A 12,312-nucleotide genomic window follows, 5' to 3' on the forward strand; every position below is an offset into this window, starting at 1 on the left:
AGAAGTAGCGGTGAAATCCAACGGGCAGTTCGCTACTCGATAGAGAGTAGGAAAAAAGCCGAAGGCTTTTAAACGTTGCGCAGCAACGGCCCGTAGGGTGAATCATGAAATGATTCATAAACTGCCAGGCATCAAACACGGATTACCGAGGTGACATTCGGTGATCAAGCAGCGGAAAGCTGGCCCAGAGGGCAGTATCAGGAAGATACACGTAACAGAATCGGTGGAGCGGTAGTTCAGTTGGTTAGAATACCTGCCTGTCACGCAGGGGGTCGCGGGTTCGAGTCCCGTCCGTTCCGCCACCCTATTTAGGGGCGTAGTTCAATTGGTAGAGCACCGGTCTCCAAAACCGGGTGTTGGGAGTTCGAGTCTCTCCGCCCCTGCCAGATAAAAACCCTTCATAGCCTATGAAGGGTTTTTTTTCGTTCCAATCTTTTTTTCCTCATGATTCTCTATCTGAATTCTTTTTTAATGTTATTTCTACTGACGCCGAATTTATAGACATACCTCTATTGTTTTTTTCTGTAAGTCTATATTTATCGTTGGGCAAAATCTCCTTTGCTTATTTGGAATTTTCCGCTTCATTTATGACATTTATATAAAATGGCTGCGACATTTCATTGATTAGTCGAACTGATTAGCGTTAGCCCTGTCAGGTGGCTTATCGCTCAAAACAGCGTAAATCCAGCCATACACCGGGCTACCTGGATTCAGCGGAGCTGAAGATGATAAATAGACATGATGTTAAGTGTTGTCACGACGAGTTTGTTTATTAGCCGTGGATAAGCCTATTTTTGCTATTTTTTAAACAAATTAATCTGAGCGTTCGGTCTGGATGATTATTATCAGACTCTGTGTTTTATCTTAATAACGATCGGATTTTAAAGAACAGAACGATGAAAATGTTAAGCACGTTCTGGTCGACCAGACGTGCTTGTCTGATGATATCGGTATAAATTATGTCGTGATCGCGATCGGTGTTTTCAGCAATTGTCGAATCAGCGATTGCTGATCGCTATTCTGCAACCAGACGGCATAAAACGGACGCACCACGGGCGGGGTATCATCCAACACTTTTAGCTGCGTATATTGTTGCGCCCAATGACTGGGTAAAAATGCGCAGCCGCCGGTCGTTGTAAGTAATTGCCGAGTGAGATGCGCTGAGGTTGTTGTTAACACCGGAACCATATCGCTGACCAACAGCCGGCTTTCCTGCTGATGAAAATCAGCGCCCCATTCCAGTTTGATGTAGGGAAGTTTTGGGTCGGCCTCGTCGTGAGTCTCTGTAGCGAACAGCGAAAGTGAGAAATTGCCGAGCAGTTGGCTGGCTAATTCATCCATTTTAGGCTGTTCGGTTGTGATCAGCAGATCCAGTTGACGCTCATGGAGTTGTTTTACCAGCGAATGACGTAGCGCGATGCGGGCTTCCAACTGCAACATCGGCCGCTGCTGATAAAGCGCTTGTAACCACGGCGTGAGATACACCTCCCAGAGCGAGGCGGTGGCGCCAATTGAAAGCAGGCTATGCTGTTGCGAGCGAACAACTTCCTTTTTGGCCAGTTGCCAGGTGCCAATCAGATTTTCCGCATAGGGTAAAAGCCGCTCGCCAGCCGGCGTCAGGCGAATATTATTGCGATGGCGGGTAAATAAATTTGCGCCGAGTTGGGTTTCTAACTGACGGATGCGAAAACTGACGGCAGACTGCGTCAGGTAGAGTGATTCCGCGGCTCGACCGAAGTGTCTTGTCCTGCTGACTTCCAGAAAGGTTTTCAGTAATTCGGTATCCACGCCTATCTCCAAAAAAATTTGTCGTAATGATTTAAATGTTTTGTTTTACACAATGTCAAGCCTATCTAATACTCCGCGCCATAAACAGCACGACCATATGAGAATCAGGAGCGTGTAAGATGGCGGAAAGCTTCTCTACAAATAATCGTTTTTTTGATAACAAGTTTTACCCACGTGGTTTTTCCCGGCACGGCGACTTTACCATTAAAGAAGCGCAACTGCTGGAACGCCATGGTTATGCTTTTAACGAACTTGATCTGGGTAAACGTCAACCGGCCACTGAAGAAGAAGTCCAGTTTGTCGCGATGTGTCGCGGCGAGCGTAAGGCTGAAACCGACATGGAAAAAATATGGTCCAAATATATGGATCGCATTCGTCGCCCGAAACGCTTTCACACATTGTCTGGCGGTAAGCCGCAAATGGATGCGGTAGAAGAGTACACCGAAAGCGACGATTAATAAAAATGGGGCGAAAGCCCCTTTTTTACGGTCGGCTTTACACCCGGCCCTGTGGCGATCGTTTCGGTAGCGAGGTTGCCCTCGTTATTCCAGATTTTTGTGAAGCCGGATGAGCAACCGGTCCATACAACGGTAGCTCAGCGCTTCGGCAAGATGTTCCCTGCGTATATCTGTTTGTTCATTCAGATCGGCAATGGTTCGGGCCACTTTCAGTATGCGGTGCCAGGCGCGTACGGATAATCCCAGTTTACTCATCACCTCTTCCAGATAGACCGCGTCCTCCACTGCGAGTTGACAGTATTTTTCTATCTCGTTGGGCCGCAGCCGCGCGTTAATTTTATTGGCCCGCTTAAGTTGCCTCTGCCGGGCGGCGAGTACACGCTCTCTGACGACCGCGCTGCTTTCTCCCGGACAGGTTTGCTGGCGCAATATTCCCGGCGGCAGCAAAGGAACCTCGATAGAAATATCAAAGCGATCAAGAAACGGACCGGATAGCTTGCTGAGGTAACGCAAGATCTGCTGCGCCGGCAGACGGTTGTGAACGCCCTGATAATGGCCGGAAGGGCTGGGGTTCATTGCCGCCACCAGTTGGAAGCGGGCTGGATAACAAACTTTCGCCCGGGCGCGGGAGATAATAATCTCTCCCGACTCGAGCGGTTCGCGCAGCGAGTCTAAAACGCGGCGTTCGAATTCGGGCAGTTCATCCAGAAACAGTACGCCGTTATGCGCCAGCGAGATTTCACCCGGTTTAGGTAAAGAGCCGCCGCCAACCAGCGCCGTCATCGATGCGCTGTGGTGCGGCGCCCTGAATGGGCGGGTGCGCCATCGCGTTACCGTGGCGTCGATATTGATCAGGCTGTTGATCGCCGCGCTTTCCAGCGCTTCTTCATCGCTCAGTGGAGGCATCAGATTACTCAGCCGACTGGCCAACATGGTTTTTCCGGTTCCCGGCGGGCCGATCAATAGCAGGTTATGTCCCCCGGCGGCGGTAATCTCCAGCGCCCGCTTGGCCTGTTCCTGCCCGATAATTTCTTGCAGGTCGGGTAAATCGCCGTCTGCCGGCTGTTCCTGCGGCTCGCTACTGCTACTGAGCAGCGCTTCTTCACCTTGCAGAAACGCGCATACCTGTAGCAGATGCCCGGCCATCAAGGCCTCCCCTTGCGGGATCATCGTCATTTCGTGTTTGTTGCCGTCAGGCAGGATTAACTGACGGCCTGATTTTATGGCTTCCAGCGCTGCCGGGATCGCCCCGTTGACGGCACGTAACGTGCCTGAGAGGCCCAATTCGCCGAGAAACTCATAGTGGGCTAACCTTTCCCCTTTTATTTGCTCTGAAGCGGCGAGAATGGCTAAGGCGATGGGGAGATCATAACGACCGCCCTCCTTGGGAAGATCCGCCGGGGCCAGATTGACCGTAATCCGTTTGGCCGGGAATGAGAAACCGCAATTGATGAGCGCGCTGCGCACGCGATCGCGCGCTTCTTTGACGGTCGTTTCCGGCAAGCCTACCAGCGTGAGGGCGGGTAATCCGCTGCTGATATGAACCTCAATGGCGACATCCGGCGCCTGTACGCCAATCATTGCCCGAGTATAAGTAACCGCCAGCGCCATACTATTCCCCTTTTGCGAAGAGGCTCATGATGCGCAAGAACGAGCGGACAGGGGATGGACGGATGAGGACTTTGTGCGGCGATTTTGAAAAATAACTCGTCTTATCAATTGATTGCTTTATCTGTGCGTAGCTTGCCGCAAAATGGGACGCCTGACGCTGCGCCATTTTCACCGGCAAGGCGGCCCGCTTCTGCCGCGCGGCCTGATATTGACGCCTACATCTTGCCGCGCAAACTGATATAATCATCGCCAACACCACCCCGGCTGGGTCATGACACAAGTTTTCCGCACAACCGCGTTACCATTTGCTCGCTGATTCATTGCTGAGCCGCTCAGATTCCTGATGGTGACGAGATTCATCGGAACACCTGCTACCTGATGATTATCTTCTATTTTTGGGTAGTTCTTGTTTTGATAAACGGAAAAACACCGAAAAAATTGTTGTCATATCATGCCTGATTGTGATAACTCTGTAGGCACTCGTTCAACAGTAGATTAATGAACACTCTATTTATGAAAGCCTTCTCCCTAGTGATTAGCCTAGTCGTGATTAGCGTGGTGGTGATTATTATCCCACCGTGCGGGGCAGCACTTGGACGACGAATGGCTTAAAATCGAGCCCGAATTCAAGAAAACCCCCGCACCGAAAGGTCGGGGGTTTTTTTATTGGGTGCAATGTATAACGTAAGGGAACAGACGATGGTGAGTTGTGCAAAATGCCGTTATTCCCGCAAGATGTTGGGGAATTAACGATGACTGGGGCTCAGTGGGTGGTACAAGCGTTGCGGGCGCAGGGAGTGGAAACCGTTTTTGGTTATCCAGGCGGCGCGATTATGCCGGTCTATGATGCACTTTACGACGGCGGCGTAGAACATCTACTGTGTCGTCATGAGCAAGGCGCCGCCATGGCGGCGATTGGCTATGCGCGGGCAACCGGTAAAGTCGGGGTGTGCATTGCGACGTCCGGCCCCGGCGCGACAAACCTGATCACCGGCCTGGCCGATGCCTTACTGGACTCCGTACCTATCGTCGCGATCACCGGTCAGGTAGGGTCCGCCTTGATCGGTACCGATGCTTTTCAGGAAATTGACGTATTAGGCCTGTCTCTGGCCTGTACCAAACACAGTTTTCTGGTGGAGTCGTTGGAGTCGCTGCCCGATGTGATGGCCGAAGCGTTTGCGATTGCCGGCAGCGGCCGTCCCGGACCCGTTCTGGTCGATATTCCGAAAGATATTCAGTTGGCCGAGGGCGACTTTACGCCGAATTTTGCGCCGGTCGATACCCTCTTTGATTTTCCCGCGCGAGAGGTTGAACAGGCCCGCGAGCTATTGGCAAAGGCGCAGAAGCCGGTATTGTATGTCGGCGGCGGCGTTGGCATGGCGCAGGCGGTTCCCGCTTTGCGGGCGTTTATCGCCGCGACCGGAATGCCGTCCGTCGCGACGTTGAAAGGGCTGGGGAGCGTGGATGCCAATCATCCCTATTATCTGGGTATGATTGGCATGCACGGTACGAAAGCGGCCAACCTGATGGTTCAGCAGTGCGACCTCCTGATCGCGGTGGGCGCTCGTTTTGACGACCGGGTAACCGGCAAGCTGAATACCTTTGCGCCGCACGCCAGCGTGATTCATATGGATATCGATCCTGCCGAGTTGAGCAAGTTGCGTCAGGCCAATGTCGCGCTGCAAGGGGATCTGAAAGCGCTGTTGCCGGCGCTGCAACAGCCGCTGGACATCGACGCATGGCGGGAACAGGCCGCATTGATGAAAGCGGAATACCCGTGGCGTTACGATCATCCGGGCCAGGCGATTTATGCGCCTGCGTTACTGAAAGCCATCTCCGATCGCAAAGCGGCGAATACGGTGGTGACGACGGATGTCGGCCAGCATCAAATGTGGACGGCTCAGCATATGGCGTTCACTCGCCCGGAGAACTTCATCACCTCCAGCGGTCTGGGCACCATGGGATTCGGCGTACCCGCCGCCGTGGGGGCGCAGGTCGCCAGACCGGATGACATGGTCATCTGTATTTCGGGTGACGGCTCTTTTATGATGAATATTCAAGAGTTGGGCACCATTAAGCGAAAACGGTTACCGCTGAAAATCGTTCTGCTGGATAACCAACGATTGGGAATGGTTCGACAGTGGCAACAGCTGTTTTTTGATGAACGTTATAGTGAAACCAACCTTTCTGATAACCCCGATTTCCTCACGCTGGCAAGCGCTTTTAATATTCCGGGCCAGCGTATCAGCCGTAAAGACCAGATCGATGACGCACTGAATGCGCTGTTTAACAGCGAAGGTCCATACTTACTGCATGTCTCCATCGATGAATACGAGAATGTCTGGCCGCTGGTGCCGCCCGGCGCCGGTAATGAAACGATGCTGGATAAAACAGAATAATAGCTGGAGAAAAGAGAATGACACACCATCGGCTTTCCATTCAGGCCCGCTTTCGTCCGGAGATTCTGGAACGCGTATTGCGCATCGCCCGGCATCGAGGTTTCCAGGTTTGCGCCATGAACATGGTCCAAACCGCCAATACCAACGATCGCATCAATATTGAGCTGACCGTTGCCAGTCATCGTCCGATAGATTTATTGTCGGCGCAGTTGAGTAAACTGCTGGATATTGCTTATGTTGAAATTCAGCCAATGACAACATCTCAGCAGTTCAGCGCCTAACAAACAAGAGAAAGGAAAATAAGAAATGACCAAGAAAGCCGACTACATTTGGTTTAACGGGGAAATGGTTCCATGGGCTGATGCCAAAGTTCACGTTATGTCACATGCCTTGCATTACGGCTCTTCCGTATTCGAAGGTATTCGTTGCTATGACACGCATAACGGACCGGCGGTATTCCGTCATCGTGAGCATATGCAGCGCCTGCACGATTCGGCGAAAATCTATCGCATGCCGTTGCAGCAAAGCGTCGATGAGCTGATGGAAGCCTGCCGCGAAACGTTGCGCAAAAATAAGCTGACCGGCGCCTATATCCGTCCGCTGGTATTCGTCGGCGATGTCGGCATGGGCGTTAACCCGCCGGACGGCTACAAACCGGATGTCATCATCGCCGCTTTCCCTTGGGGCGCGTATCTGGGCGAAGATGCGCTGGATCAGGGCATCGATGCGATGGTGTCTTCATGGCACCGTGTTGCGGCGAATACCATTCCCACCGCCGCCAAAGCGGGCGGGAACTACCTGTCCTCTCTGCTGGTCGGCAGCGAGGCGCGTCGTCATGGCTATCAGGAAGGGATTGCGCTGGATGTGCATGGCTACGTGTCCGAAGGCGCGGGCGAAAACCTGTTTGAAGTGAAGGACGGCATCCTTTTCACGCCGCCGTTCACGTCTTCCGCCCTACCGGGGATTACGCGCGACGCCATCATCAAGCTGGCGAAAGAGCTGGGTCTGGAGATTCGTGAACAGGTGCTGTCGCGTGAATCGCTGTATCTGGCCGATGAAGTCTTTATGTCCGGCACCGCAGCTGAAATCACGCCGGTTCGCAGCGTCGACGGTATTCAGGTCGGCATCGGCAAATGCGGTCCGGTGACGAAAAAACTGCAACAGGCGTTTTTCGGCCTGTTTACCGGCGAAACGGAAGATAAATGGGGCTGGCTGGATCCGGTTAACCGTTAATCAACCCATTATGACAGACAGATTCAGGTGATGGCGCGCTTTGCCATCGCCCATTAAGTTAATACTGGAGTAACAAGAGTATGCCTAAGTACCGTTCAGCCACAACCACGCACGGCCGTAACATGGCCGGCGCCCGAGCCTTGTGGCGCGCCACCGGAATGACCGACGACGATTTTGGCAAGCCGATTATCGCGGTGGTTAACTCATTCACCCAGTTTGTACCCGGCCATGTGCATTTGCGCGATATGGGCAAACTGGTTGCCGAGCAAATCGAAGCGTCCGGCGGCGTGGCGAAAGAGTTCAATACTATTGCGGTTGATGACGGTATCGCTATGGGGCATGGCGGCATGCTCTATTCTCTGCCTTCTCGCGAATTGATTGCCGACTCGGTTGAATACATGGTGAACGCGCACTGCGCCGATGCCATGGTGTGTATTTCCAACTGCGACAAGATTACCCCGGGAATGATGATGGCCGCGCTGCGCCTGAATATTCCGGCGATTTTCGTCTCCGGCGGTCCGATGGAAGCGGGGAAAACCAAGCTGTCCGATCAGTTGATCAAACTGGATTTGGTGGACGCCATGATCCAGGGGGCCAACCCGAACGTCAGCGATGCCGACAGCGAACAGATTGAACGCTCCGCCTGTCCGACCTGCGGTTCCTGTTCCGGCATGTTTACCGCCAACTCCATGAACTGTCTGACCGAAGCGCTGGGTCTGTCATTACCGGGCAACGGTTCGCTGCTGGCGACCCATTCCGATCGTAAAAATCTGTTCCTGAAAGCCGGTACGCGAATCGTCGAGCTGGCGAAACGCTACTACGAACAAGACGATGAAAGCGTGTTGCCGCGCAGCATTGCCACCAAGTCCGCGTTCGAGAACGCCATGACGCTGGATATCGCCATGGGCGGTTCGACCAATACCGTACTGCACCTGCTGGCGTCGGCGCAGGAAGGCGAGGTCGACTTCACGATGGAAGACATCGACCGTCTGTCGCGTAAGGTTCCGCACCTGTGCAAGGTGGCGCCGAGCACGCAGAAATACCATATGGAAGACGTGCATCGCGCCGGCGGGGTGATCGGCATTCTGGGCGAACTGGATCGCGCCGGCCTGCTGCATCGCGACGTGCGCAACGTGCTGGGCAAAAACTTGCAGGAAACCATCGACGCATATGATGTGATGGTGACGGAAGACGACGGCGTGAAACGTATGTACACCGCCGGCCCGGCGGGTATCCGCACCACCAAGGCGTTCTCGCAGAGCTGCCGCTGGGATTCGCTGGATGTCGATCGTCAGGAAGGCTGTATTCGTTCCCGTGAGTTTGCCTATAGTCAGGACGGCGGTTTGGCCGTGTTGTACGGCAATCTGGCGGAAGACGGTTGCATCGTGAAAACGGCGGGCGTCGACAAAGGCAGTCTGGTGTTCCGCGGTCCGGCCAAAGTGTATGAAAGCCAGGATGATGCGGTAGAAGCGATTCTGGGCGGCAAAGTGGTGGCCGGCGACGTGGTGGTCATTCGCTACGAAGGGCCGAAAGGCGGTCCGGGCATGCAGGAAATGTTGTATCCCACCAGCTTCCTGAAATCCATGGGGTTGGGCAAGGCCTGTGCGCTGATCACCGACGGCCGTTTCTCCGGCGGGACATCCGGTTTGTCCATCGGCCATGCTTCTCCCGAAGCCGCCAGCGGCGGACTCATCGGGCTGGTGGAGGACGGGGATATGATCGCGATTGATATTCCTGGCCGCAGCATCGCATTGGACGTGCCGGAAAATGAACTGGCCAGCCGTCGTGAAGCCGAACTGGCGCGGGGCGACGCGGCCTGGACGCCGCGTAATCGCAACCGTCCGGTCTCTTTTGCGCTGCGCGCCTATGCCAGCCTGGCAACCAGCGCCGATAAAGGCGCCGTTCGTGACAAGAGTAAGCTGGGAGGCTAACCATGGCAGTGTCACAACCACTTCCCTCCGCGCCCTGCGGGGCGGAGTATCTGCGGGCGATTTTGCGCTCGCCGGTTTATGAAGTCACACAGGTTACGCCGCTGGAGAAGATGGATAAACTCTCTTCGCGGCTGGGTAACGTCATCCTGGTGAAGCGTGAAGACCGCCATGCGGTGCACAGCTTTAAGCTGCGCGGCGCCTACGCGATGATGGCTGGATTGAGCGACGAGCAGAAAGCGCATGGCGTGGTGACCGCTTCGGCGGGCAATCATGCGCAGGGCGTGGCGCTTTCCGCCAGCAAGCTCGGCATCAACTCGCTGATCGTGATGCCGGTCGCCACGGCGGACATCAAAGTCGACGCGGTGCGCGGTTTCGGCGGCGAAGTCCTGTTGCATGGAGCGAACTTTGACGAGACGAAGGCCAAAGCCATCGAACTGTCGCAGCAGCAGAATATGACGTTTCTACCGCCGTTTGATCATCCTGCCGTGATTGCCGGGCAGGGGACGCTGGCGATGGAACTGTTGCAGCAGGACGCGCACCTGGATCGGGTATTCGTACCGGTCGGCGGCGGCGGTCTGGCGGCCGGCGTCGCGGTTCTGATCAAGCAACTGATGCCTCAGATCAAAGTCATCGGCGTGGAAGCGGAAGATTCCGCCTGTCTGCGCGCCGCGCTGGACGCCGGTCAGCCGGTTGATCTGGCGCGCGTGGGGCTGTTTGCCGAAGGGGTGGCGGTCAAGCGCATCGGTGATGAAACTTTCCGCCTTTGCCGGGAATATCTGGACGACGTGATCACCGTCGACAGCGACGCCATCTGCGCGGCAGTCAAAGATCTGTTTGAAGACGTGCGGGCGATTGCCGAACCTTCCGGCGCGCTGGCGCTGGCCGGGATGAAAAAATACATCCAGCAGCATCAGATTCAGGGCGAACGCCTGGCGCACGTATTGTCCGGCGCCAACGTCAACTTCCACGGTCTGCGTTACGTGTCTGAGCGTTGCGAACTGGGCGAGCAGCGTGAAGCCTTGCTGGCGGTGACGATCCCGGAGAAAAAGGGCAGCTTTCTCAAGTTCTGCCAATTGCTCGGCGGCCGCTCCGTTACCGAGTTCAATTACCGCTATGCGAATGAAAAAGAGGCCTGCATTTTTGCCGGCGTGCGTCTGACGCGCGGTCATGCCGAACGCGAAGAGATCATTGCCGATCTGGCCGCGGGCGGCTACGACGTCGTCGATCTGTCCGATGACGAGATGGCCAAACTGCATGTGCGCTATATGGTGGGCGGACGGCCTTCGAAACCGTTGACGGAAAGGCTGTATAGCTTCGAATTTCCTGAATCGCCGGGCGCGCTGCTGAAGTTTCTGACTACGCTGGGAACGCACTGGAATATTTCATTGTTCCACTATCGTAGCCACGGTATGGATTTCGGCCGCGTACTGGCGGCGTTCGAACGGGAAGAGCGCGATCCGGAGTTTGAGAAGCATCTGCACGATCTGGGTTACGAGTGCCATGACGAAACCAATAATCCGTCGTTTCGTTTCTTTCTGGCGGGTTAGTCGCTGAGTCATCAGCGCATAACGCTGCCGGTGGCGTTTCGCCGCCGGCAGCGTTATCGTTATGTCATTCGACAGGCAACGCTGATGATGTAAAACGATGACGATGCATTTCAATGGCTTTTCCCAGCAGGGTTTGACGTTTCTCCAACAGGTACGTCAGCAGAATGATAAAGCGTGGTTTGACGAACACCGCCCGATTTACGAACAGGAACTGCTGGCGCCGTTTCGCGCGCTGGTGGAGGCGCTGAGCCTGACCATGTTGCCAATCGACGATCGGTTTGAAACGCGTCCGGCAATCGGCAAAACGCTGTCCCGTATCCACCGCGATACCCGCTTTTCCCACGATAAATCACGTTACCGCAGCCAGATGTGGCTGACATTCAAACGTACCCGCAAAGACTGGACGGACGCGCCGAGCTATTTCTTTGAGATCGCCCCCGATTGCTGGCGTTATGGGCTGGGCTATTACAGCGCCGCGCGCAATACGATGGAGCTGTTCCGTCAAACGCTGCGCGGCAACCCGCAACGCTTCCTTGAGGCGGCGGAGTGCTTACAGGATACGTTTGTCCTGGAAGGCGAAAGTTATAAACGCCCATTGATTAAAGACCTGCCGGCGGAGTTGGCCGACTGGTATAACCGTAAGTCTTTTGCCGCCATTCATACCAGTCGGGACATGGAGCCGCTGTTCTCCGGTGATTTGGTTGCGACGCTGGCGCAGGGATTTACCCAGCTTGAACCGCTTTATCATTACCTGATGGATATCGAAGCCATGAAAAAAGCCGCGCAGGAAACGGAAAGCCCGGCTCGGCATGCATTTTCCGCCAACCCGTGGTTTGAACGCTAGGCAAGGGAATGCCGATCTACGGCGAACCGTCAGTGCATCCGGCGGTACGTCCAGGGGGGCAGAGGATGGGGAAGCCGCCATAGTCCCAGCCGCTGTTGGCGCGCCGCGTTTTCATGGCGCATCAGTTCGCGGTTGTTACGGTCGTGTTTGTATACCCAGGCTTGACCGTTGCGCAGCAGACTGGCGTTAATATTGCTGTTCCGGTAATAGACCGTACCCAGGTAGCGATCGTACCGATCCCGCGTCTCATAGTGTACCGTCACCCATCGCCCGCCAATCTGTCTATCCAGCGCCCGACGAGATGTCTTGCCGTAAGGCTGTCGGTATTCCGGCGCATCGATGCCCAGCATGCGGATACGGTAATCGACGCCGTTCTGACGCACCACGATGGTGTCGCCGTCGACGACGTTCACCACCGTGCCGCTGAGCGTCGCCGCCGGCGCGGGGGCGGAGAACAGCAATATCGCCGCCAGCAAATACGATTTCATCAAGACCTTCCTT

11 protein-coding genes and 2 tRNA genes are annotated in these 12,312 nt (G+C 55.0%); 10 read left to right on the forward strand and 3 right to left on the reverse strand.

The window, feature by feature from the left end:
- Positions 1-225 precede the first annotated feature (225 nt).
- Positions 226-302: transfer RNA gene (locus tag ABRZ28_RS21775), tRNA-Asp, on the forward strand.
- Positions 303-310: 8 nt separating this feature from the next.
- Positions 311-386, forward strand: a tRNA-Trp gene (locus tag ABRZ28_RS21780).
- A gap of 571 nt (positions 387-957) precedes the next feature.
- On the opposite strand, the gene hdfR is transcribed toward ABRZ28_RS21780, so the two are convergent.
- Positions 958-1,788 (reverse strand): HTH-type transcriptional regulator HdfR, encoded by an 831-nt coding sequence (gene hdfR, locus ABRZ28_RS21785; RefSeq protein WP_330521540.1) that lies wholly within the window; start codon positions 1,786-1,788, stop codon positions 958-960.
- Between the two features lie 119 nt (positions 1,789-1,907).
- On the opposite strand from hdfR, the gene ABRZ28_RS21790 reads away from it, so the two are divergent.
- Positions 1,908-2,246, forward strand: a complete 339-nt coding sequence (locus ABRZ28_RS21790) for a MaoP family protein (protein ID WP_319606215.1) — start codon at positions 1,908-1,910, stop codon at positions 2,244-2,246.
- Positions 2,247-2,330: 84 nt separating this feature from the next.
- Here ABRZ28_RS21790 and ABRZ28_RS21795 read toward each other — a convergent pair whose 3' ends face one another.
- Positions 2,331-3,857 (reverse strand): YifB family Mg chelatase-like AAA ATPase, encoded by a 1,527-nt coding sequence (locus ABRZ28_RS21795; protein ID WP_330521541.1) that lies wholly within the window; start codon positions 3,855-3,857, stop codon positions 2,331-2,333.
- Positions 3,858-4,370: 513 nt separating this feature from the next.
- Here ABRZ28_RS21795 and ilvL point away from each other — a divergent pair.
- The 7 genes from ilvL to ABRZ28_RS21830 all read left to right on the forward strand — a co-directional run bounded on the left by ilvL (position 4,371) and on the right by ABRZ28_RS21830 (position 11,811).
- Positions 4,371-4,469 (forward strand): ilv operon leader peptide, encoded by a 99-nt coding sequence (gene ilvL, locus ABRZ28_RS21800; RefSeq protein WP_071778504.1) that lies wholly within the window; start codon positions 4,371-4,373, stop codon positions 4,467-4,469.
- 140 nt (positions 4,470-4,609) lie between these two features.
- Positions 4,610-6,256, forward strand: a complete 1,647-nt coding sequence (ilvG, locus tag ABRZ28_RS21805) for an acetolactate synthase 2 catalytic subunit (RefSeq protein WP_330521542.1) — start codon at positions 4,610-4,612, stop codon at positions 6,254-6,256.
- Positions 6,257-6,273: 17 nt separating this feature from the next.
- Positions 6,274-6,537, forward strand: coding sequence for an acetolactate synthase 2 small subunit (ilvM, locus tag ABRZ28_RS21810; RefSeq protein WP_319606218.1), 264 nt, complete (start codon positions 6,274-6,276; stop codon positions 6,535-6,537).
- A gap of 25 nt (positions 6,538-6,562) precedes the next feature.
- The gene (locus tag ABRZ28_RS21815; RefSeq protein ID WP_319606219.1) at positions 6,563-7,489 is read left to right on the forward strand and encodes a branched-chain amino acid transaminase; all 927 of its coding nucleotides are present in this window, start codon (positions 6,563-6,565) and stop codon (positions 7,487-7,489) included.
- A gap of 80 nt (positions 7,490-7,569) precedes the next feature.
- Complete coding sequence (gene ilvD, locus ABRZ28_RS21820; RefSeq protein ID WP_319606220.1) at positions 7,570-9,420, forward strand: dihydroxy-acid dehydratase; 1,851 nt, start codon at positions 7,570-7,572, stop codon at positions 9,418-9,420.
- Between the two features lie 2 nt (positions 9,421-9,422).
- Complete coding sequence (gene ilvA / locus ABRZ28_RS21825; RefSeq protein WP_330521543.1) at positions 9,423-10,967, forward strand: threonine ammonia-lyase, biosynthetic; 1,545 nt, start codon at positions 9,423-9,425, stop codon at positions 10,965-10,967.
- A 97-nt stretch (positions 10,968-11,064) separates the two neighbouring features.
- Complete coding sequence (locus tag ABRZ28_RS21830; RefSeq protein ID WP_319606222.1) at positions 11,065-11,811, forward strand: DUF2461 domain-containing protein; 747 nt, start codon at positions 11,065-11,067, stop codon at positions 11,809-11,811.
- Between the two features lie 29 nt (positions 11,812-11,840).
- Here the strand turns inward: ABRZ28_RS21830 and ABRZ28_RS21835 are convergent, their stop codons facing one another.
- The gene (locus ABRZ28_RS21835) at positions 11,841-12,299 is read right to left on the reverse strand and encodes a thermonuclease family protein (RefSeq protein WP_330521545.1); all 459 of its coding nucleotides are present in this window, start codon (positions 12,297-12,299) and stop codon (positions 11,841-11,843) included.
- Positions 12,300-12,312 lie beyond the last annotated feature (13 nt).

It is taken from the genome of Brenneria sp. g21c3 (genome assembly GCF_040240345.1).
Taxonomy (GTDB): Bacteria; Pseudomonadota; Gammaproteobacteria; order Enterobacterales; family Enterobacteriaceae; genus Brenneria.

What these genes read in the sequence shown, in the direction of transcription:
- ilvM (WP_319606218.1), top strand. Translation starts at nt 6,274, where the DNA reads ATGACACACCATCGGCTTTCCATTCAGGCCCGCTTTCGTCCGGAGATT.
- ABRZ28_RS21815 (WP_319606219.1), top strand. Translation starts at nt 6,563, where the DNA reads ATGACCAAGAAAGCCGACTACATTTGGTTTAACGGGGAAATGGTTCCA.
- ilvG (WP_330521542.1), top strand. Translation starts at nt 4,610, where the DNA reads ATGACTGGGGCTCAGTGGGTGGTACAAGCGTTGCGGGCGCAGGGAGTG.
- ABRZ28_RS21795 (WP_330521541.1), bottom strand. Translation starts at nt 3,857, where the DNA reads ATGGCGCTGGCGGTTACTTATACTCGGGCAATGATTGGCGTACAGGCG.
- ABRZ28_RS21790 (WP_319606215.1), top strand. Translation starts at nt 1,908, where the DNA reads ATGGCGGAAAGCTTCTCTACAAATAATCGTTTTTTTGATAACAAGTTT.
- ilvA (WP_330521543.1), top strand. Translation starts at nt 9,423, where the DNA reads ATGGCAGTGTCACAACCACTTCCCTCCGCGCCCTGCGGGGCGGAGTAT.
- ilvL (WP_071778504.1), top strand. Translation starts at nt 4,371, where the DNA reads ATGAAAGCCTTCTCCCTAGTGATTAGCCTAGTCGTGATTAGCGTGGTG.
- ABRZ28_RS21835 (WP_330521545.1), bottom strand. Translation starts at nt 12,299, where the DNA reads ATGAAATCGTATTTGCTGGCGGCGATATTGCTGTTCTCCGCCCCCGCG.
- ABRZ28_RS21830 (WP_319606222.1), top strand. Translation starts at nt 11,065, where the DNA reads ATGACGATGCATTTCAATGGCTTTTCCCAGCAGGGTTTGACGTTTCTC.
- ilvD (WP_319606220.1), top strand. Translation starts at nt 7,570, where the DNA reads ATGCCTAAGTACCGTTCAGCCACAACCACGCACGGCCGTAACATGGCC.